This is a genomic window from Oceanicola sp. D3 (genome assembly GCF_006351965.1).
Lineage (GTDB): Bacteria > Pseudomonadota > Alphaproteobacteria > Rhodobacterales > Rhodobacteraceae > Vannielia.
This window is the reverse complement of sequence record NZ_CP040932.1, coordinates 3,983,802-4,004,093: the sequence shown is the minus strand read 5'-3', so window position 1 is coordinate 4,004,093 and position 20,292 is coordinate 3,983,802. Positions and strand designations below refer to the sequence as shown.

The 20,292-nt window shown below is 60.2% G+C and carries 13 protein-coding genes, 3 tRNA genes and 3 rRNA genes; 15 read left to right on the top strand and 4 right to left on the bottom strand.

The genetic code is table 11. The annotated features are described in order from the left end of the window. Positions 1-26: 26 nt before the first annotated feature. Genes FHY55_RS20125 through FHY55_RS20115 form a run of 3 tightly spaced genes read right to left on the bottom strand, consistent with a single transcriptional unit; the run spans position 27 to position 3,367 of the window. Positions 27-845, bottom strand: a complete 819-nt coding sequence (locus tag FHY55_RS20125) for an ABC transporter ATP-binding protein (protein ID WP_140015887.1) — start codon at positions 843-845, stop codon at positions 27-29. Positions 846-872: 27 nt separating this feature from the next. Further along, positions 873-1,406, bottom strand: coding sequence for a hypothetical protein (locus FHY55_RS20120; protein ID WP_140015886.1), 534 nt, complete (start codon positions 1,404-1,406; stop codon positions 873-875). Further along, complete coding sequence (locus FHY55_RS20115; RefSeq protein ID WP_140015885.1) at positions 1,403-3,367, bottom strand: AMP-binding protein; 1,965 nt, start codon at positions 3,365-3,367, stop codon at positions 1,403-1,405. Before FHY55_RS20115 ends, FHY55_RS20120 begins: the two co-directional genes overlap by 4 nt. A 166-nt stretch (positions 3,368-3,533) precedes the next feature. On the opposite strand from FHY55_RS20115, the gene FHY55_RS20630 reads away from it, so the two are divergent. From FHY55_RS20630 to FHY55_RS20105, 3 genes are all read left to right on the top strand, one after another. Further along, complete coding sequence (locus FHY55_RS20630; RefSeq protein WP_168223071.1) at positions 3,534-3,689, top strand: hypothetical protein; 156 nt, start codon at positions 3,534-3,536, stop codon at positions 3,687-3,689. Between the two features lie 67 nt (positions 3,690-3,756). Then, on the top strand, positions 3,757-4,800 hold the full coding sequence (locus tag FHY55_RS20110) for a saccharopine dehydrogenase (protein WP_140015884.1): 1,044 nt from the start codon (positions 3,757-3,759) through the stop codon (positions 4,798-4,800). Beyond that, positions 4,797-5,945, top strand: a complete 1,149-nt coding sequence (locus FHY55_RS20105; RefSeq protein WP_140015883.1) for a saccharopine dehydrogenase family protein — start codon at positions 4,797-4,799, stop codon at positions 5,943-5,945. The genes FHY55_RS20110 and FHY55_RS20105 overlap by 4 nt, the downstream gene beginning before the upstream one ends. A gap of 126 nt (positions 5,946-6,071) precedes the next feature. Here the strand turns inward: FHY55_RS20105 and FHY55_RS20100 are convergent, their stop codons facing one another. Continuing rightward, on the bottom strand, positions 6,072-6,272 hold the full coding sequence (locus FHY55_RS20100; RefSeq protein WP_140015882.1) for a hypothetical protein: 201 nt from the start codon (positions 6,270-6,272) through the stop codon (positions 6,072-6,074). A gap of 222 nt (positions 6,273-6,494) precedes the next feature. Here FHY55_RS20100 and clpB point away from each other — a divergent pair, with 222 nt between their 5' ends. From clpB to FHY55_RS20040, 12 genes are all read left to right on the top strand, one after another. Further along, positions 6,495-9,110, top strand: a complete 2,616-nt coding sequence (gene clpB / locus FHY55_RS20095) for an ATP-dependent chaperone ClpB (RefSeq protein WP_140015881.1) — start codon at positions 6,495-6,497, stop codon at positions 9,108-9,110. Positions 9,111-9,197: 87 nt separating this feature from the next. Further along, on the top strand, positions 9,198-9,944 hold the full coding sequence (locus FHY55_RS20090; protein ID WP_140015880.1) for an SDR family NAD(P)-dependent oxidoreductase: 747 nt from the start codon (positions 9,198-9,200) through the stop codon (positions 9,942-9,944). An 81-nt stretch (positions 9,945-10,025) separates the two neighbouring features. Continuing rightward, entirely contained in the window at positions 10,026-10,988 is a 963-nt protein-coding gene (locus FHY55_RS20085; RefSeq protein WP_140015879.1) for an endonuclease/exonuclease/phosphatase family protein, read from the top strand. Between the two features lie 60 nt (positions 10,989-11,048). Further along, the gene (locus FHY55_RS20080; protein WP_140015878.1) at positions 11,049-12,548 is read left to right on the top strand and encodes an FMN-binding glutamate synthase family protein; all 1,500 of its coding nucleotides are present in this window, start codon (positions 11,049-11,051) and stop codon (positions 12,546-12,548) included. Positions 12,549-12,645: 97 nt separating this feature from the next. Then, complete coding sequence (gene msrP / locus FHY55_RS20075; RefSeq protein WP_140015877.1) at positions 12,646-13,554, top strand: protein-methionine-sulfoxide reductase catalytic subunit MsrP; 909 nt, start codon at positions 12,646-12,648, stop codon at positions 13,552-13,554. A gap of 7 nt (positions 13,555-13,561) precedes the next feature. After that, positions 13,562-14,170: a protein-methionine-sulfoxide reductase heme-binding subunit MsrQ gene (gene msrQ / locus FHY55_RS20070; protein ID WP_140015876.1), complete on the top strand. Its 609-nt coding sequence runs from the start codon at positions 13,562-13,564 to the stop codon at positions 14,168-14,170. A gap of 768 nt (positions 14,171-14,938) precedes the next feature. Next, a 16S ribosomal RNA gene (locus FHY55_RS20065) occupies positions 14,939-16,406 on the top strand. Positions 16,407-16,554: 148 nt separating this feature from the next. Then, positions 16,555-16,630, top strand: a tRNA-Ala gene (locus FHY55_RS20060). 3 nt (positions 16,631-16,633) lie between these two features. Further along, a tRNA-Ile gene (locus FHY55_RS20055) sits at positions 16,634-16,710 on the top strand. A 317-nt stretch (positions 16,711-17,027) separates the two neighbouring features. Next, a 23S ribosomal RNA gene (locus FHY55_RS20050) occupies positions 17,028-19,856 on the top strand. An 88-nt stretch (positions 19,857-19,944) separates the two neighbouring features. Next, positions 19,945-20,059: ribosomal RNA gene (rrf, locus tag FHY55_RS20045) — 5S ribosomal RNA — on the top strand. Together the 16S, 23S and 5S rRNA genes with 3 tRNA genes alongside form the textbook arrangement of a ribosomal RNA operon. An 81-nt stretch (positions 20,060-20,140) precedes the next feature. Beyond that, positions 20,141-20,217: transfer RNA gene (locus FHY55_RS20040), tRNA-Met, on the top strand. Positions 20,218-20,292 lie beyond the last annotated feature (75 nt).

Genomic DNA, 20,292 nt, shown 5'->3' with positions numbered 1-20,292 from the left:
TGTCGGCGGTTAACGCGGCGATCTCTCTAATCATGTGCAACTCCCAGGTAAGCGTCGATGACGTCCTGATTGTTGCGCACTTCGTCCGGCGTGCCATCCCCGATCTTCTTGCCGTAGTCCATCACCACGACTCTGTCGGAGAGATCCATGACAACGCCCATATCGTGTTCGATAAGCGCAATTGTCGTGCCATATTCGTCATTTACGTCGAGGATGAAGCGGCTCATGTCCTCCTTCTCCTCCACGTTCATCCCGGCCATCGGCTCGTCGAGCAGCAGCAGCTTGGGCTCGGCGGCCAGCGCCCGGCCCAGCTCGACGCGTTTCTTGAGGCCATAGGGCAGGCGGCCCACCGGGGTTTTGCGGATGTTCTGGATTTCGAGAAAGTCGATAATCTTTTCAACGGCTTCCCGGTTCTCAATCTCTTCCTTCTCGGCCTTCCCCCACCAGATCGCCTGCGCCAGCATCCCCGATTTCATAAAGCCAAGGCGGCCCGTCATGATGTTGTCGAGCACCGACATGCCCTCGAAGAGCGCGATGTTTTGAAATGTCCGGGCAATCCCCTGCCGCGCCACCTCATAGGGCTTCATCGGGGGGCGCTTTGCGCCATGAAACCACACCTCGCCCTCCTGCGGATTGTAAAACCCGCTTATCACGTTGAGCATGCTGGATTTTCCGGCCCCGTTCGGCCCGATAATGGCGCGGATCTCGCCCTCGCGGATGTCGAAGGAAATATCCTTGATCGCCACCACCCCGCCAAAGCGCAGGGTGATGTTCTTCATTTCCATCATGACCCCGCCAATCGTGCGGCCATCTTCGGTGGTGTAGCTCTCGGCGGTATCAAGCATCAGACCATCCAGTTCTTTGAAAACGCATTAGTTTCCACCCCCGCCCGAGCTGTCGCAGGCGCGGCCCGTGTGAGGGAGGGTGCGCTCCATCGCCATCAGTTCATCATTGCCCGCGCTGCTGGTGCTGTGGCTGACCATGAAATAGCGCCCGATGGAGTTGGGGCGGGTGGCCACGGCAATGTCCGGGTCCGTCTCGTCGCATTCTTCGAGCAGCAGCAGATCGGCCTGTTCTACAAGGGCGGCAAAGGCCCCGGGGGCCAGTTTGTGCCCGCTGCGATGGCCCACCATGCAGCCTTGGTAACCGCCCAAATAGAGCACCCCCAAAAAGGCCTCGCCCCCCGGCAGGGCAAAGAACTTTGGCGGCTCGGCGGCGGCCATCTTCATCGGCTTGCGCCCAAGGCTTTCGGCGTCGAGTTGCTCCAGGCCTTCGGTATTCACCGCCACGCCCTCTTGCAGGGCTGAAAGGCAATGGGTTTCAAAGGCTTCCACCATCGGCTCGCCACTTGCTGGCGCGGCAAAGAGAGCGCCGAGAATCACGAAGGATGCCAGCGCCTCTCTCATTCGGCCGCCACCTTCTGCGTGGAGTCGAACACCTTCGCGTCGCGCAGCTCCAGCGTGGCCTTGATCTTGCCCTTCCGGCCATCCTCATAGGTCACTTCGGTTTCGGTATAGATGCTGTCGGCACCGCCGTAGAGCCCATCGACAAGGTCGGCAAACTTTTCGCCGATCACCCCGCGCCGCACCTTCTGCGTGCGGGTCAACTCGCCATCGTCGGCGTCCAACTCCTTGTGCAGCACAAGGAAGCGGTGAATCTGGCAGCCCGAGAGCATCTCGTCCTCTGCAATCGAGGCGTTAACCTCTTCTACATGGCTCTGGATCATATTGAGCACATCCGGGTGGCCCGCCAGTTCCTGATAGCTCGCGTAGCTGATGTTGTTGCGCTCCGCCCAGTTGCCCACCGCGCCGAGGTCGATGTTGATCATCGCGCAGCAGCGGTCGCGCCCCGCGCCGATCACAACGGCTTCGAGGATGTTGGGGTAGAACTTGAGCTTGTTCTCCACGTATTTGGGGGCAAACATCCGCCCGTCAGCGAGCTTGGCCACATCCTTGGCCCGGTCGATGATGCGCAGGTGGCCTGTGCTTTCTTCGATGAAGCCCGCGTCGCCCGTCGCCACCCAGCCTTCGGCATCCTTGGTCGAGGCGGTGCTTTCGGGGTTCTTGTAGTATTCGACGAAGACGCCGGGCGAGCGATAGTAAACCTCGCCATTGTCGCCAATCTTCAGCTCCACACCGGGTGAGGCCACGCCCACCGTATCGGCCCGCACGCCGTTATCTGGCTGCTGGGTGATGAAAACGCTGGCCTCGGTCTGGCCGTAGAGCTGCTTCAGGTTGATCCCCAAAGAGCGATAGAAATCAAAGATTTCCGGCCCGATCGCCTCGCCCGCCGTGTAGCCCACGCGCACCCGCGAAAAGCCCAGCGTGTTCTTCAGCGGCCCGTAGATGAACAGCTCCCCGAGCTTGTACTTCAGCTTGTCGCCCGCGCTCACCGGCTTGCCGTCAAGGATCTTCGGGCCCACCTCGCGGGCATGCGCCATGTAGCGATCGAACAGCCATTTCTTGAATCGCCCGGCATCTTCCATTCGGATCATCACATTGGTCAGCTGGCTTTCAAAAACCCGGGGCGGGGCGAAGTAATAGGTCGGCCCGATCTCGCGCAGATCGGTCATCATCGTCTCGGCGCTTTCGGGGCAGTTCACGCAAAAGCCCGTCCACATCGCCTGCCCGACGGAGAAGATGAAATCGCCCACCCAGGCCAATGGCAGGTAGGCGAGAATCTCTTCCTTTTCAGTCAGATGATCGAAGGCCGCAGAGTTTTTTGAGGTTTCGATGATGTTGCGGTTGCTCAGCACCACGCCCTTGGGCTTGCCGGTCGTACCGGAGGTGTAGAGCATCACGCAGGTGTCGTCGTAGCCAAGGCCCGCCTCGCGCTCGCGCATCACCGGCTCAAGCCTTTGCCGCCCCGCACGCCCCTCGGCCTGCACATCGGCATAGGCGTTCATATGGGTGTGGTCGTATTTCCGGAGCCCGCGCTTGTCGACATAGATGATCTGGTCGATGCCCTGCACGCTCTCCTGCACCTCGATCACCTTGTCGACCTGCTCCTGATCGCCACAGATGACAAAGCGCGCGCCGCAGTGCTCCAGCACATAGGCCATCTCTTCGGCGCCCGCGTCCTGATACAGCGCCACCGGCACCGCACCGCATTTTTGCGCGGCCACGAAAGACCAGTAGAGCGCAGGCCGGTTGCGCCCGATGATCGCCAGATGATCACCCGGCTCCAGCCCCAGCGCGATAAGCCCCATCGCCAGCGCCTCGATCTCCTCGGAGGTCTCGGCCCAGGTCCAGCTTTGCCAGATGCCAAATTCCTTTTCCCGAAAGGCCGGGCGGCCTCCAAACTGGCGCGCGTTCCGCGCTAGCAGTGCAGGAATTGATTTAAGATCGCCCTCAGGCGTTGCCGTCACCGTCAATGTCTCCTCCCAGAAGGTGCCTCTCCCCAGGCACCAGGCCTTTGGCCCGACGTTGATTGTCGGTTACTATGGTCAAGGCATGGGGCGTGCGTCAAATGTTTTTTGAACGACTGTTCAATACGTGTGAAACACCGTTCCGAAGTAACGGGGAGTTGAACCGATGGATGTTGTTTCGCTGGCGTATTACGCAGTGGTCTGCGGGCTGCTTGCAGGCTTCGTTCCGGCGAGCTGGCGCATTCCGACGCGTTTTGCCATTGGCGTCTTCGTCGGAATCATCGCCGCCGGCGTCTTGCCGCTGCTGCGCGGCCTGATCTGACGCCACAGGAGATTGCGCCCGCCTGCGCAGCACTGTTAAGTCGGGCGGCAACATGCGGGGAAGTCACATGGTTCACCTCTGGGTCCGCGCCGAGGAGCGCGAGAATGAACGGCGCGTGGGCCTCGTGCCCGATGGCGTGGAAGCCCTGCTGGAGCGCGGCTTCAGGGTGACGGTGGAAGACAGCCCCGACCGAATCCTGCCGCTGGAGCCATATCGCCACGCCGGGGCAGAGATCGCCCCGCGCGGCAGCTGGCGCGAGGCGCCCGAGGGCACCCTGATTTACGGCCTCAAGGAACTGCCGGAAGATGGCAGCCCGCTGGTGCATCGCCACATCATGTTTGGCCATGCCTACAAGGGCCAACGCGCCGGGCAAGACCTGCTGAGACGCTTCCGGGCGGGCGGCGGGGCGCTTTATGATCTGGAGTATCTTACCGAGCCCGGCGGCCGCCGTGTTGCGGCCTTTGGCTATTGGGCGGGGTTTGTCGGCGCGGCCGTCACCCTGAAGGCCTGGGCTGCCGGGCAGCGGGGCACGATTTGCCCTGCGGTGCGCGAGTGGGAGGAGCAGGCCGACCTTGTGAGTGAAATCCGCGCAGATCTTGAGGGCCTGCCGCTGCCCCGCGCACTGATCGTCGGCGCGCTGGGCCGGGTGGGCACCGGGGCGGGCGACATGTGCGAAGAGGTGGGCATTGAACCCATCCGCTGGGATATCGCCGAAACCGCGTCTGGCGGGCCGTTCCCCGAGATCCTTGGCAACGAACTCTTCTTCAACTGCGTTCTGGCGGGGCCGGAAACGCCTGTATTCGTGCCCCGGGAGGCGCTCACCGCGCCCCGTGCCCTCGCGGCCATCGGCGATATTTCCTGCGATCCGACGAGCGATTTCAACCCGATCCCGATCTATGACGCTGCAACAAGCTGGGAAGACCCCGTGCACCGGGCGACGGATGAGCCGGTGCTCGATGTCATGGCAATCGACAACCTGCCCTCGCTGCTGCCCAAGGAATCCAGCGAGGATTTCGCCGCACAGATGCTGCCCCACCTCCTGCGGCTGGACGAGATCGGCAAGGGTGTTTGGGGCCGGGCGGCTGAGACTTTCAAGGAGCATACGGAATGACGATTCATTGGTGCGGCACAGGGCTTTCGGCCATTCCCGGCCTGCGGCGGTTGCTGAGCGAGCGCGATGATGTGGCCGTGTGGAACAGGACAGAAGCCAAGGCCCGCGAGGCCGTGGGCGACCTGACGAACGACATTCGCGCCTTTTCGATGGAGGCCTTGAGCGAGGCTCTGGGCGCGGGAGATGTTGTGGTTTCCATGCTGCCCGGCGACCATCACGTGCCACTGGCAGAGCTTTGCCTTGATGCGGGGGCGCATTTTGTCTCTTCCTCCTACATCAGCCCCGAGATGCGCGCGCTTGATGGGGCGGCGAAGGAAAAGGGCCTGCGCCTCGTCAACGAGGTTGGTCTCGATCCGGGGATAGATCACCTGATGGCGCATTGGCTGATGGCCGACTATCGCGCCTCGGACGCCTTCAACCCTGATAACGTGCTGAGCTTTATCAGCTATTGCGGCGGCATCCCGAAGGAGCCCAATGCGTTTCGCTACAAGTTCAGCTGGTCGCCGCTGGGTGTTCTGAAGGCGCTGAAATCTCCGTCTGTGTCCATCCGCAGCCACTCCGAGCTGCGCGTGTCCCGCCCGTGGGACGCGCTCAGCCGCTATGATGCTCCGCTGGCCACGCCTGAGAGCTTCGAGGTTTATCCCAACCGCGACAGCCTGCCTTTCATGGCCGAATATGGCTTTGAGCCCGGCTGGAAGGTGAAGGACTTCGTGCGGGGCACCCTGCGGCTGAACGGCTGGGCGGATGCGTGGAAGGACGTGTTTGCCGAGGTGGAGGCGCTGGAAGGAAAGCCCGAGGCGGATGACCGCCTGCGCGAGATGGCGGATGAGTTTTGGGATAAGCATGCCTATGCCGAGGGTGAGCCAGACCGCGTTGTGCTTTGCGTGGCGCTTCAGGCGGAATCCGAAGGCGTGCCGGTCTATCACAAGAGCTACGTGATGGACGCTTGGGGCGATGCCCGCGGCTCCGCCATGGCGCGGCTGGTCAGCGACACGGTTGCGCAGGCCGTTGAGGCCGTGCTGGCCCATGAGATTCCGACAGGCGTTACTGCCGCGCCGTCTGATGAAAAGCTGGTGCTGCGCTGGCTCGAGCGGGTCAACACCACGGCGCAACATCTGATGGTGGTGGATCACCTGACGGGATAAAAAAGGCCCGCCTTCGCGTTTTGGGGGCAGCGAAGACGGGCCGGGGACAGGGCACGGGCCAGGCAGCAACCCGTCGCCGTGTGGCGGGCCCGATTGATCTGCGCTTCGGGCCCGTATCAAAAGGTCTTACCGCGCTTGGAGCGCTTTTTCTCCAGCGGCCACAAGCTCTGACACCATCTTCTGGTGCCCCCATTGCACATGGCCGGGGATGGATACATGCACCTTGCGGCGCAGCGGCGTTCCGTTGGTGAAGCTGACATCGGCCTCGAACCGGCGCATGGCCGGGTCATAAATGACATGGTCAATCTGTGGTCCGGTGAACGGCATCTCTGCCTCCTCATCCTTGTGGTTCACACCCTCAACGCAACAACATCTGGGGATGTTCCATAAAGTTTTCCACAGGGAGTCACGAAACAGTGATTCGTGGGAACGCGGCCCCTTGAGAGCGGTGCGGCGCGACCCCAAATAAGGAGGCGAAGGCCCCGAAAGGTCTGTGCCGCCGAGCGGGCAGACCAGCGCAAGGGGCGCTTATGAAAAGGAGAACTGCCGATGAACATGAACGAGTTCACGGAACGGTCTCGCGGTTTCATTCAGGCTGCGCAGACCATCGCGATGCGGGAAGACCATCAGCGGATGGTGCCCGAGCATCTTTTGAAAGCCCTGATGGACGATGAGCAGGGGCTTGCATCCAACCTTATCAAACGCGCGGGCGGCTCGCCTGAGCGCGTGGTCGAGGCGCTCGATGCGGCGCTGGCCAAGCAGCCCAAGGTTTCGGGCGATGCGGGGCAGGTCTATCTGGATAGCCAGACGGGCAAGGTGCTCGACGAGGCCGCCAAGATCGCCAAGAAGGCGGGCGACAGCTTTGTGCCGGTGGAGCGCATCCTGACGGCGCTGGCCGTTGTGCGCTCGGGGGCCAAGCAGGCGCTGGAGGCTGGGGCCGTAACTGCGCAGGGCCTCAATGGCGCGATCAACGACATTCGCAAAGGCCGCACCGCCGATACCGCTTCGGCGGAAGAGGGCTATGACGCGCTCAAGAAATACGCGCGTGACCTCACCGAAGCCGCCCGCGATGGCAAGATTGACCCGATCATCGGGCGCGACGAGGAAATTCGCCGCGCCATGCAGGTGCTTTCCCGACGGACCAAGAACAACCCGGTGCTGATCGGTGAGCCCGGCGTGGGTAAAACCGCCATCGCCGAGGGCATCGCCATTCGCATCATCAACGGCGATGTGCCCGAGAGTCTGAAGGGCAAGACCCTGATGGCGCTCGACATGGGGTCGCTGATTGCGGGCGCGAAGTATCGCGGTGAGTTTGAGGAGCGGTTGAAGGCCATCCTGAAAGAGATCGAGGCCGCCGCCGGTGATATTGTGCTGTTCATCGACGAGATGCACACGCTTGTGGGTGCCGGCAAAGCCGATGGGGCGATGGACGCCTCCAACCTGCTGAAGCCTGCGCTCGCGCGGGGTGAGCTGCACTGTATTGGTGCCACCACGCTTGATGAGTATCGCAAGCATGTCGAGAAAGACGCGGCCCTTGCTCGCCGGTTCCAGCCGGTGGTGGTGCAGGAGCCGACGGTGGAAGACACGGTGTCGATCCTGCGGGGCATCAAGGAGAAGTATGAGCTGCACCACGGCGTGCGGGTCAGCGACTCGGCCCTTGTGGCCGCGGCCCAGCTTTCGCACCGCTACATCACTGACCGCTTCTTGCCCGACAAGGCAATCGACCTCGTGGATGAGGCGGCGAGCCGTTTGCGGATGGAGGTGGATAGCAAGCCCGAGGAGCTTGACCAGCTGGACCGACAGATCCTGCAGATGCAGATCGAAGCCGAGGCGCTGAAGAAGGAAGACGACCAAGCCTCCAAGGATCGGCTCGAAAAGCTCGAAAAGGAGCTTTCCGACGTGCAGGAGAAGTCTGCCGAGATGACGGCGCAATGGCAGGCCGAGCGTGACAAGCTGGATTCGGCCCGTGCGCTGAAAGAGCAGCTCGACCATGCCCGCGCCCAGCTTGATCAGGCCAAGCGTGAGGGCAATTTGGCGAAAGCGGGTGAGCTTTCCTATGGCGTCATCCCGGGGCTGGAGAAGCAGCTTGCCGAGGCTGAAGCGTCGGAGAGTGACGTGATGGTCGAAGAGGCCGTGCGCCCCGAGCAGATCGCCGAGGTTGTCGAGCGGTGGACGGGTATTCCGACCGCGCGGATGCTGGAAGGTGAGCGCGAGAAGCTGCTGCGTATGGAAGACGAGATCGGCAAGCGCGTGATCGGCCAGCGCCAGGCGGTGCAGGCGGTGTCTAACGCGGTGCGCCGTGCGCGGGCCGGGCTGAACGACGAGGCGCGCCCGTTGGGCAGCTTCCTCTTCCTCGGGCCGACCGGCGTGGGCAAGACGGAGCTGACCAAGGCGCTTGCCGAGTTTCTCTTCGATGATGACAGCGCGATGGTGCGGATCGACATGAGCGAGTTCATGGAGAAGCACGCCGTCGCCCGGCTCATCGGTGCCCCTCCGGGCTACGTTGGCTATGACGAAGGCGGCGTGCTGACCGAGGCGGTTCGGCGGCGTCCCTATCAGGTGGTGTTGTTCGACGAGGTCGAAAAGGCGCATCCGGACGTGTTCAACGTGCTCCTGCAGGTGCTTGATGATGGTGTGCTGACCGATGGTCAGGGCCGCACTGTGGACTTCAAGCAAACGCTGATCGTGCTCACCTCCAACCTCGGGGCGCAGGCGCTCAGCCAGTTGCCCGAGGGATCGGACGCCGGTGAGGCCAAGCGCGACGTGATGGACGCGGTGCGGGCGCACTTCCGCCCGGAATTCCTCAACCGTCTTGATGAGACCATCATCTTTGACCGGCTCAGCCGGGATGACATGGATGGCATCGTCGACATCCAGCTGGCCCACCTGCGCCGTCGCCTTGGTGCGCGGGGCATAGCGATCGAGCTGGATGAGGGCGCGCATAAGTGGCTGGCCGATGAGGGCTATGATCCGGTGTTCGGGGCCCGCCCGCTGAAGCGCGTGATCCAGCGGGCCTTGCAGAACGAGCTGGCCGAGATGCTGCTGGCCGGGGATGTTGCCGATGGCGATACGGTCACGGTGTCTGCCGGGGCTGAGGGCTTGATCATCGGTGACAAGGTGGCCGGCTCCAACCGCCCGCGCCCCGATGATGCTGTGGTGCACTGAGCGAAGTTGATCCGGGCCCATCGCCCGCCTAAACACGCAAGGCCCCCTTCCGCCCGGGAGGGGGCCTTTGCATTGGGAGGAGGGCGCATGAAAGGTGCAATCATTACCGGGGCCGCGCGTGGGATCGGGCTGGCGACGGCCAAGCTGCTGGCCGGTGATGGCTGGAAGGTGGCGATGGTCGACCGCGACTGCGAGGCGCTGAAGGCCGCCGTGGGCGAGGTGCCGGGCGGAGTGGCCGTGTTTGCCGATGTGTCGCTGCCCGAGGATGCGAGCCGGATGGTCGACGAGGCCAAGGCAGCGCTGGGCCGCATCGACGGCTTGGTGAACAACGCGGGTGTGGCGCTGTTTGGCCCGGAGGCGGAAACCGATTTTGCCATGTGGCGCGAGGTCATGGCCACAAACCTCGACGGCGTGTTCCTCTGTTCGCAGGCCGCGCGCGCGGCGCTGAACGAGAGCAAGGGCGCCGTCGTCAACATCGCCTCGATCTCCGGGCATCGGGCCAGCACGCTGCGCGTGGCCTATGGCACCTCGAAGGCGGGGGTGATTCACCTGACCAAACAGTTCGCCGCCGAATGGGGCGAGCATGGTGTGCGGGTCAATTGCATTGCGCCCGGCCCGGTGGATACCAAGCTGGCACTCGCCGTGCACACGCCCGACATTCGCGCGGCCTACCACGATTCCATCCCGCTCAATCGCTACGGCAAGGAAGAGGAGATTGCGCAGGGCATCGTCTTCCTGCTGTCCGACAAGGCCAGCTATATTACAGGGCAGTTGCTCTCGGTGGATGGCGGCTTTGAGAGCACTGGGATCGGCCTGCCCTCGCTCCGGTCGTGAAGCGCGCGTGAAATTCGCCTGCGCGGGGTAGGGCAAGCGGGGCAGGGCGGTTAGGCTGGGGCCAGATCGCCGGAGCCCAGTATGCCGCCCTTCGAACCACCTGCCTTCGCCTTCAGCTACGACGCTGATGCAGAGATCGCCGCCATACGGGCCTGGCGCGATACGCAGCCGGGCCGCGCCATTCCGCCCAAGCAGAACGGGCGGCTGCTCTTGGCTTCGTGGAACATCGCCAATCTGGGAGACCGTTCGCAGATCAGGGATGAAGCCGATGTTCGCCTCATCGCCGAGGTCATCTCTTGGTTCGATATCGTCGCCGTGCAGGAGGTGAAGGAAAACCTTGCCGACTGGCGGCGGGTGCAGGCGCATCTGCCCCACGGGTGGGACACTGTCTTTTCGGACCAAGGCGGCAATGACGAGCGGATGCTCTTTGCCTTCGACAGCGCCCGCGTTACCCGGATGGAACTGGCGGGCGAGATCGCCGTGCCACCCGGGAGCCACCGCCATGTGAAACTGCCGGGGATCGGGCAGAAGTTTCGCGGCTTCGACCGCAACCCTTTTGCTGTCGCGTTTGAGGCGGGCGGATGGGTGCTGACGGTGGTGAACGCGCACCTCTATTTCGGCTCGGAGTCCAAACGCTCGGTCAACCGGCGTGCGCTGGAAACCTACGCGCTGGGCCGCTGGGCCGACCTGCGCCGCAAGCGCGGCTGGGCCTATTCGCCCAATGTGGTGGCGATTGGCGATCTGAACATGCCCAAGGCCGAGATGGGCGATGCGATATTTGATGCGCTGCGAAAGCGCGGGCTGGAGGTGCCGGCTCATCAATCGCGCATCGGCACCGTCATTACCGAGGGCAAGCATTATGACCAGCTGGCCTTCTTTCCGGGAGATGCGGGGCAGGCCTTCGTGCAGAAGGGGGTGTTTGATTTTGATGGCGCGGTGTTTGCCGATCTTTGGCAAAGCCGCACGCCTGCCGAGTTTGATGCCTTCACCCGCTACCATATTTCCGACCATCGCCCGATCTGGGCGCAATTCATCACCGGCTAGCCTTGCCACCTGCGACTTACCCGGCGCATCCTCCGGCAACCGACCGAAGGAGGCAGGCAGATGTGGTTTACGAACTGGGCGGGCTGGGCGCTTGAGGTTCTGGCGCTGGGGCTGCTGGTGGCAATCGGCGTGGCCCTGTTTGTTGCGGCCTGCCTCTTTGTCATCGACAAGACCCAGACGCAGGATGCCATTCGCCGCAACTATCCGGTGATCGGGCGCTTCCGGCATGTGTTCAGCACGCTTGGGGAGTTCTTCAGGCAATACTTCTTTGCGATGGATCGCGAGGAACTGCCCTTCAACCGGGCGCAGCGGGATTGGGTCAAACATGCGGCTGCGGGGCATTCCAACACGGTGGCCTTCGGCTCGACCCGCAACATCAGCGTTGTCGGCACGCCGATCTTCGTAAACGCGGCCTTCCCGCCGCTGGACGACCAGTTTGCATCGACCGAGCCCGTGCTGATTGGCCCCCATTGTCGCGAGCCCTACACCGCGCAGTCGATCTTCAACATTTCGGGCATGTCATACGGTGCCCTGTCGCAGCCCGCCGTTCGGGCGTTGAGCCGGGGGGCAAAGCTGGCGGGTATCTGGATGAACACGGGCGAGGGCGGCGTGAGCCCCTACCACTTTGAAGGCGGATGTGACCTCGTATTTCAGATCGGCACGGCCAAATACGGCGTGCGCGACCATGACGGGAACCTCTCGGATGAAAAGCTGAAAGAGCTCGCCACCCACCCGCAGGTAAAGATGGTGGAGCTGAAGCTGGCGCAGGGGGCCAAGCCGGGGAAGGGGGGCATTTTGCCTGCCGCCAAGGTGACGCCGGAGATTGCGGAGATCAGGGGCATTCGCGTGGGGGAGGCGTCTATCTCGCCCAATCGACATCCCGAGATTGATGACTGGGGGGATTTGCTCGACTACATCGCCCATGTGCGTGAGGTCACGGGCAAGCCGGTGGGCTTCAAGACGGTGATCGGCAACATCGAGGCGTGGCGACCACTGTTTGAGCTGATCGCAGAGCGGGGCGAGGCCTCGGCGCCTGACTTCATTACGATAGACGGTGGCGAGGGTGGCACCGGCGCGGCGCCAATGCCGTTGATGGACCTTGTCGGCATGCCGATCCGCGAGTCGCTGCCGCTGTTCAACAACCTGCGCGACGAGTTCGGGCTGAAAGAGCGCATTCGGCTGGTCGCGTCTGGCAAGATGGTGAACCCGGGCGATGTGGCGCTGGCCCTCGCGCTGGGGGCCGACTTTGTCACCTCTGCCCGTGGTTTCATGTTTTCGCTCGGCTGCATTCAGGCGCTGAAGTGCAACCGCAACACCTGCCCCACCGGCATCACCACCCATAACCCGCGTTTCCAGAAGGGGCTTGTGGTGGAGGATAAGGATAAGAAGGTGGCGCATTATGCCAAGTCGGTCATCAAAGAGGTTGAGACCATTGCGCACTCTGTTGGGGTGGCCGAGCCTCGGCTGATGCGGCGGCGGCACGTGCGGATTGTGCAGGCCGATGGCAGCTCGATCCCGTTCAACCGCATCCTGCCCAGTTTCAACGCGCCGCCCGAGTAGTGTTTCAACGGCTGACGATCCTGTCAGCCAAACGGCTCGTGAGAAATGTTTCAGTTTTCTCATCTTATATAGTGGGTGGGGAAAGAAGGAGACGACCATGGCTTTTCGCTGGAGCAACACACTCACCCGCGCCGACGTGACACCGGAGCCGATCTGGCTGAACCGGCGCAAGATCATCGCCGGGCTGACGGCGGCCGGTGTGGCCGGCTCGCTGGCCGGGCGGGCACAGGCGGCAGGTGAGGAACTGGAGCCGAACAGCTTTGAGGACATCACCAGCTACAACAACTACTACGAATTCGGCACCGGCAAGACGGACCCTGCCGACAATGCCGCAGCGCTGGATACTTCCGGCTGGGCGATTGAAATCGACGGCATGGTCGACAAGCCGGGCCGCTACACGATGGCCGATCTGACCGACGGGCTCACGGAGGAGGAGCGGATCTATCGCTTCCGCTGTGTCGAGGCCTGGTCGATGATCGTTCCGTGGAACGGGTTTGAACTGGCCGACATGCTGGCCAAGGTCGGTGTGCAGGAGGGCGCGCGCTACGTGGCCTTTGAAACAGTGGTGCAGCCAGAGAACATGCCGGGCGTGCGCCGCAAGGTTATTCCCTTTCCCTATGTCGAGGGCCTGCGCCTTGATGAGGCGATGCACCCGCTGACGATGATGGCCACCGGGATCTACGGCAAGCCGATGCCCAACCAGAACGGAGCGCCGATCCGGCTGGTGGTTCCGTGGAAGTATGGCTTCAAGTCGATCAAGTCGATCGTGCGGATCAGCCTTGTGGATGAGGAGCCGCCGACAACGTGGAACAAGCTGAATGCCCGTGAGTACGGCTTCTATTCCAACGTGAACCCCAAGGTGAGCCATCCGCGCTGGAGCCAGGCCTCCGAGCGGGTCATCGGTGGGGGGCTGTTTGCAAAGCGGCAGGAGACCCTGATGTTCAATGGCTACGAGGATGAGGTTGCCGCTCTCTACGAGGGCATGGATCTCACCAAAAACTACTGAGCGCCCGATGATCGACCTGGTGAACTCGAACCTCCGCAAGCTGCCTGCGTGGTCACTCTATATAGTGGCCCCCCTGCCAGCGGCCTTCTGGCTCTGGCAAGGGGCGACGGGGGCGAGTGGCCCGGAGCCGATCAAGGCGCTGGAGCACAGCCTTGGCCTGTTTGCCCTCCAACTCCTGATCTTCGGCTTGGCGATCACCCCGCTGCGCAAGTGGACAGGGCTGAACCTGCTGAAGTTCCGCCGTGCGGTTGGGGTCGTCTCCTTCTTCTATGTACTGCTCCACTTTCTGACGTGGCTGGTGCTCGACATGTCCCTGCTGTGGGGGCAGATCCTCGGTGACATCGTCAAACGCCCCTACATCACCATCGGCTTCATCGGATTCGTTTTGCTGATCCCGCTGGCGATCACTTCCAACAACCTATCGGTTCGCAAACTCGGCGCGCGGTGGCGCAAGCTCCATAAGCTCGTTTACCCGGCGGTTCTGTTGGGTGGGCTGCATTGGGTGTGGCTGGCCAAGGGCTGGCAGCTCGAGCCGATGCTCTATCTGGCCGCGATTCTGACGATTCTGGCCCTGCGGGCGATTCCGAAGCCCCGGAAACGGGCGCTCGCCGCCTGAATCGCCGCGAGTCACCCGACTCGCGGCGGTGAATCGGGGGTGAATCGAAAAAACTTCGCCCTCGCGGCAGAAAATTTCGGCCCGACTCGACGATTCACCCCCGTTCGACCCCCTCGATTCATCCGAACACCCCTCCGATTCCGATTCATCGCACCCCTGATTCACGCCTTACCCTACGTCCGAGTCTGTGGATAACTCACAAAACGCCTCGATTCTGGCCGCCGATCCCAGCTGCAAGCCTCAGCTCGCTTGAGGATGAAGAAAAAACGCAGCCGCAAACCCCTTGTTTTTAAGGTTTTTCGCGCAACCGCTAAAAAAATGTCATCTTTCTCCAAAAAAGCCCTTGCGAGGTCCGGCCCCTATCCGTAAATACCCCCTCACCGGCGGCGCTGAGGCGCACAACGGAACGCCAGACGGAACGACGGACTAGCCCACAAGGCGACGCTCCGGAGGGAAGGAAGGCAAAAAAACAGAGGTAAGTGAGGCGGGGCGCGCCAACTAAGTTACGGCGCATCTCGGTGATTTTGTCTCTGCGCTCTTTGAAATTGATGGTATCTGAAGAGATATGCGGGCGGTTTGGTCCATGCGACTGACAACCTCGTATATCGCGCTCTTAGGCTTCGGCCGATAATAGAGTGTCAGCTTCACTGTTTGTACGGCTCACGGTTCTTCGGAACCAAGAGCACATCAAACAGAGACTTTCCTGACCATAGCCGGTCAGGAAGATGTGCGAGGTTCGACGTCAAGGATAGCAGAGTAATCTGCTTTCAACTTGAGAGTTTGATCCTGGCTCAGAACGAACGCTGGCGGCAGGCCTAACACATGCAAGTCGAGCGCTACCTTCGGGTGGAGCGGCGGACGGGTTAGTAACGCGTGGGAACGTACCCTTCTCTAAGGAATAGCCACTGGAAACGGTGAGTAATACCTTATACGCCCTTCGGGGGAAAGATTTATCGGAGAAGGATCGGCCCGCGTTAGATTAGATAGTTGGTGGGGTAACGGCCTACCAAGTCTACGATCTATAGCTGGTTTGAGAGGATGATCAGCAACACTGGGACTGAGACACGGCCCAGACTCCTACGGGAGGCAGCAGTGGGGAATCTTAGACAATGGGCGAAAGCCTGATCTAGCCATGCCGCGTGAGTGACGAAGGCCCTAGGGTCGTAAAGCTCTTTCGCTGGGGAAGATAATGACTGTACCCAGTAAAGAAACCCCGGCTAACTCCGTGCCAGCAGCCGCGGTAATACGGAGGGGGTTAGCGTTGTTCGGAATTACTGGGCGTAAAGCGCGCGTAGGCGGACTATTAAGTCAGAGGTGAAATCCCGGGGCTCAACCCCGGAACTGCCTTTGATACTGGTAGTCTTGAGTTCGAGAGAGGTGAGTGGAATTGCGAGTGTAGAGGTGAAATTCGTAGATATTCGCAGGAACACCAGTGGCGAAGGCGGCTCACTGGCTCGATACTGACGCTGAGGTGCGAAAGTGTGGGGAGCAAACAGGATTAGATACCCTGGTAGTCCACACCGTAAACGATGAATGCCAGTCGTCGGGTAGCATGCTATTCGGTGACACACCTAACGGATTAAGCATTCCGCCTGGGGAGTACGGCCGCAAGGTTAAAACTCAAAGGAATTGACGGGGGCCCGCACAAGCGGTGGAGCATGTGGTTTAATTCGAAGCAACGCGCAGAACCTTACCAACCCTTGACATCCTGATCGCGGTTACCAGAGATGGTTTCCTTCAGTTCGGCTGGATCAGTGACAGGTGCTGCATGGCTGTCGTCAGCTCGTGTCGTGAGATGTTCGGTTAAGTCCGGCAACGAGCGCAACCCACACCCTTAGTTGCCAGCAGTTCGGCTGGGCACTCTAGGGGAACTGCCCGTGATAAGCGGGAGGAAGGTGTGGATGACGTCAAGTCCTCATGGCCCTTACGGGTTGGGCTACACACGTGCTACAATGGCAGTGACAATGGGTTAATCCCCAAAAACTGTCTCAGTTCGGATTGGGGTCTGCAACTCGACCCCATGAAGTCGGAATCGCTAGTAATCGCGTAACAGCATGACGCGGTGAATACGTTCCCGGGCCTTGTACACACCGCCCGTCACACCATGGGAGTTGGGTTTACCCGAAGACGGTGCGCCAACCTTTCGAGGAGGCAGCCGGCCACGGTGAGCTCAGCGACTGGGGTGAAGTCGTAACAAGGTAGCCGTAGGGGAACCTGCGGCTGGATCACCTCCTTTCTAAGGATGTTTCTGGATTTCAGGCTTGCTTGAAACGTGAAACACTTAGCAGCTACTTCGGTAGCATAAGATCAACATAGTTGATCAAACTCGGCACCAGGCCGTCCTCATATCTCTTCAGTCCAAGTTTCGCAGTGCGGAACAAACCGGGGCGTTAGCTCAGCTGGGAGAGCACCTGCTTTGCAAGCAGGGGGTCATCGGTTCGATCCCGATACGCTCCACCAGATGGGTCGGTAGCTCAGGTGGTTAGAGCGCACGCCTGATAAGCGTGAGGTCGGAGGTTCAAGTCCTCCTCGACCCACCATCATCCACGTTTGGATTGGCAAGCCGTAAGGCTTTCCTGTCCAATCGGACAAATTGACATCGTTTAGAGAGATACAAACATCAGAACTGCTGGTGTCCCGAGTGTGGGAACACCCAGGACTGGACCTCCGGAATTCGCCTTTCCTCGGCGACCCGGGTGCAAGGATCAGTCCATGAGAGGCAGTTTTGTCCAAGTCAAGTACACTAACCAATACTCCACCACGAACCAGGGTGGAGTGGGAAAGTACGACTTTTGATCCAGTCGCTCCTTCGGGAGCAGGAAGCGGGCTCCGCTTGGGCCTTGCTTTTTCTGGATCAAATCAAGCGCGAGAAGGGCGTTTGGTGGATGCCTTGGCAGTAAGAGGCGATGAAGGACGTGATACTCTGCGATAAGCGTTGGTGAGCCGAGAATAGGCTTTGACCCAGCGATCTCCGAATGGGGCAACCCACCTGACAGTTCGTTATAATTTGCTTCGGCAATTTATAATGGGCTGAAACAGGTACTTAATTCCTGAATACATAGGGTTTTAAGAGCAAACCTGGGGAACTGAAACATCTAAGTACCCAGAGGAAAGGAAATCAATTGATACTCCCCTAGTAGCGGCGAGCGAACGGGGACCAGCCAAGCCATGAATGTGACTAGAATGAGATGGAAAGCTCAGCCATAGCGGGTGACAGCCCCGTATAGGAAGCACGATTGGATGTATTAAGTAGGGCGGGACACGTGAAATCCTGTCTGAAGATCGGGGGACCACCCTCGAAGGCTAAGTACTCCTTACTGACCGATAGCGAACCAGTACCGTGAGGGAAAGGTGAAAAGCACCCCGACGAGGGGAGTGAAACAGTTTCTGAAACCGGACGCCTACAAGCAGTCGGAGGAGCCTTGAGCTCTGACGGCGTACCTTTTGTATAATGGGTCATCGACTTGGTCTCACATGCAAGCTTAAGCCGTTAGGTGTAGGCGCAGCGAAAGCGAGTCTTAATAGGGCGAATGAGTATGTGGGATCAGACCCGAAACCGAGTGATCTAGGCATGGCCAGGTTGAAGGTGAGGTAACACTCACTGGAGGACCGAACCCACATCTGTTGAAAAAGATCGGGATGAGCTGTGCCTAGGGGTGAAAGGCCAATCAAACTCGGAGATAGCTGGTTCTCCGCGAAAACTATTTAGGTAGTGCGTCATCCGAATACCCCGGGGGGTAGAGCACTGGATGGGTAATGGGGCCCCACAGGCTTACTGATCCTAACCAAACTCCGAATACCCGGAAGTACTAGATGGCAGACACACGGCGGGTGCTAACGTCCGTCGTGGAGAGGGAAACAACCCTGACCTACAGCTAAGGCCCCTAATTCATGGCTAAGTGGGAAAGCAGGTGGGACGACCAAAACAACCAGGAGGTTGGCTTAGAAGCAGCCATCCTTTAAAGATAGCGTAACAGCTCACTGGTCTAGATAAGTTGTCCTGCGGCGAAGATGTAACGGGGCTCAAGCCATGAGCCGAAGCTTAGGATGCAGCAATGCATGGTAGCGGAGCGTAGTGTGACATAACTCCACGCCTTTTCTACATCCTTCGGGGTGTATTGAAGGCTCGGAGTTTTCTGTGAAGCCGGCCTGTGAGGGATCCGGTGGAGAGATCACTAGCGAGAATGATGACATGAGTAGCGACAAACAGGGTGAGAGACCCTGTCGCCGAAAGTCCAAGGGTTCCTGCTTAAAGCTAATCTGAGCAGGGTAAGCCGGCCCCTAAGGCGAGGCAGAAATGCGTAGCCGATGGGAACCACGTTAATATTCGTGGGCCAGGAAGATGTGACGGATCCCGAAGGTAGTTCATCCTTATCGGATTGAATGGGCTGCTTAGGGGTTCCAGGAAATAGCCTTCCATCAGACCGTACCCTAAACCGACACAGGTGGACTGGTAGAGAATACCAAGGCGCTTGAGAGAACGATGTTGAAGGAACTCGGCAAAATACCTCCGTAAGTTCGCGAGAAGGAGGCCCGGGTTCAAGGCAACTTGGATCCGGGGGCACAAACCAGGGGGTGGCGACTGTTTACTAAAAACACAGGGCTCTGCGAAGTCGCAAGACGACGTATAGGGTCTGACGCCTGCCCGGTGCCTGAAGGTTAAAAGGAGAGGTGAGAGCCTTGAATTGAAGCCCAGGTAAACGGCGGCCGTAACTATAACGGTCCTAAGGTAGCGAAATTCCTTGTCGGGTAAGTTCCGACCTGCACGAATGGCGTAACGACTTCCCCGCTGTCTCCAACATCGACTCAGCGAAATTGAATTGCCTGTCAAGATGCAGGCTTCCCGCGGTTAGACGGAAAGACCCCGTGCACCTTTACTACAGCTTCACACTGGCATCAGGCACAGCATGTGCAGAATAGGCGGTAGACTTTGAAGCAGGGACGCTAGTTCCTGTGGAGTCTCCTTTGAGATACCGCCCTTGCTCTGCTTGATGTCTAACCGCGGTCCGTTATCCGGATCCGGGACCCTGTGTGGCGGGTAGTTTGACTGGGGCGGTCGCCTCCCAAAGAGTAACGGAGGCGCGCGAAGGTTGGCTCAGAGCGGTCGGAAATCGCTCGTTGAGTGCAATGGCATAAGCCAGCCTGACTGCGAGACTGACAAGTCGAGCAGAGTCGAAAGACGGCCATAGTGATCCGGTGGTCCCGAGTGGAAGGGCCATCGCTCAACGGATAAAAGGTACGCCGGGGATAACAGGCTGATGGTGCCCAAGAGTCCATATCGACGGCACCGTTTGGCACCTCGATGTCGGCTCATCTCATCCTGGGGCTGGAGCATGTCCCAAGGGTACGGCTGTTCGCCGTTTAAAGAGGTACGTGAGCTGGGTTTAGAACGTCGTGAGACAGTTCGGTCCCTATCTGCCGTGGGTGTAGGATACTTGAGAGGAGTTGCCCCTAGTACGAGAGGACCGGGGTGAACGATCCACTGGTGGACCAGTTGTCGTGCCAACGGCAGTGCTGGGTAGCTATGATCGGAAAGGATAACCGCTGAAGGCATCTAAGCGGGAAGCCCCCCTCAAAACAAGGTATCCCTGAGGGCCGTGGTAGACCACCACGTCGATAGGCCGGAGATGTAAGCGCAGCAATGCGTTCAGTTGACCGGTACTAATTGCCCGATAGGCTTGATTTGATCCAGTAACAGCAAGGCCGTTACTGATCGAAAGCCGTACTACACCACAATGCGTGCTTGGCTTGGACGATGATGATTTCTTTCTCGGTTTGGTGGTCATAGCGCGAGCAAAACACCCAGCTCCATCCCGAACCTGGCCGTTAAGTGCCGTAGCGCCGATGGTACTGCGTCTTAAGACGTGGGAGAGTAGGTCGCCGCCAAACCTAGTAAGAAATCATCCGCCGTATCTCTCAAAACGATGACCAGCGCGAAAGTTCGAACGCAGCAATCGCGCACATAAGTGTCGCGGGGTGGAGCAGCCCGGTAGCTCGTCAGGCTCATAACCTGAAGGTCGTAGGTTCAAATCCTACCCCCGCAACCAACATCACGGCCCGCCTTTGGCGGGTTTTTTTGTGTCTGGCGCTTGTGTGTAGTTTTCCTAACAAGATCATTAAGT

Coding starts and splice junctions, on each gene's coding strand:
- FHY55_RS20125 (WP_140015887.1), bottom strand. CDS start 845: ATGCTTGATACCGCCGAGAGCTACACCACCGAAGATGGCCGCACGATT.
- FHY55_RS20120 (WP_140015886.1), bottom strand. CDS start 1,406: ATGAGAGAGGCGCTGGCATCCTTCGTGATTCTCGGCGCTCTCTTTGCC.
- FHY55_RS20630 (WP_168223071.1), top strand. CDS start 3,534: ATGGATGTTGTTTCGCTGGCGTATTACGCAGTGGTCTGCGGGCTGCTT.
- FHY55_RS20110 (WP_140015884.1), top strand. CDS start 3,757: ATGGTTCACCTCTGGGTCCGCGCCGAGGAGCGCGAGAATGAACGGCGC.
- FHY55_RS20105 (WP_140015883.1), top strand. CDS start 4,797: ATGACGATTCATTGGTGCGGCACAGGGCTTTCGGCCATTCCCGGCCTG.
- FHY55_RS20100 (WP_140015882.1), bottom strand. CDS start 6,272: ATGCCGTTCACCGGACCACAGATTGACCATGTCATTTATGACCCGGCC.
- clpB (WP_140015881.1), top strand. CDS start 6,495: ATGAACATGAACGAGTTCACGGAACGGTCTCGCGGTTTCATTCAGGCT.
- FHY55_RS20090 (WP_140015880.1), top strand. CDS start 9,198: ATGAAAGGTGCAATCATTACCGGGGCCGCGCGTGGGATCGGGCTGGCG.
- FHY55_RS20085 (WP_140015879.1), top strand. CDS start 10,026: ATGCCGCCCTTCGAACCACCTGCCTTCGCCTTCAGCTACGACGCTGAT.
- FHY55_RS20080 (WP_140015878.1), top strand. CDS start 11,049: ATGTGGTTTACGAACTGGGCGGGCTGGGCGCTTGAGGTTCTGGCGCTG.
- msrP (WP_140015877.1), top strand. CDS start 12,646: ATGGCTTTTCGCTGGAGCAACACACTCACCCGCGCCGACGTGACACCG.
- msrQ (WP_140015876.1), top strand. CDS start 13,562: ATGATCGACCTGGTGAACTCGAACCTCCGCAAGCTGCCTGCGTGGTCA.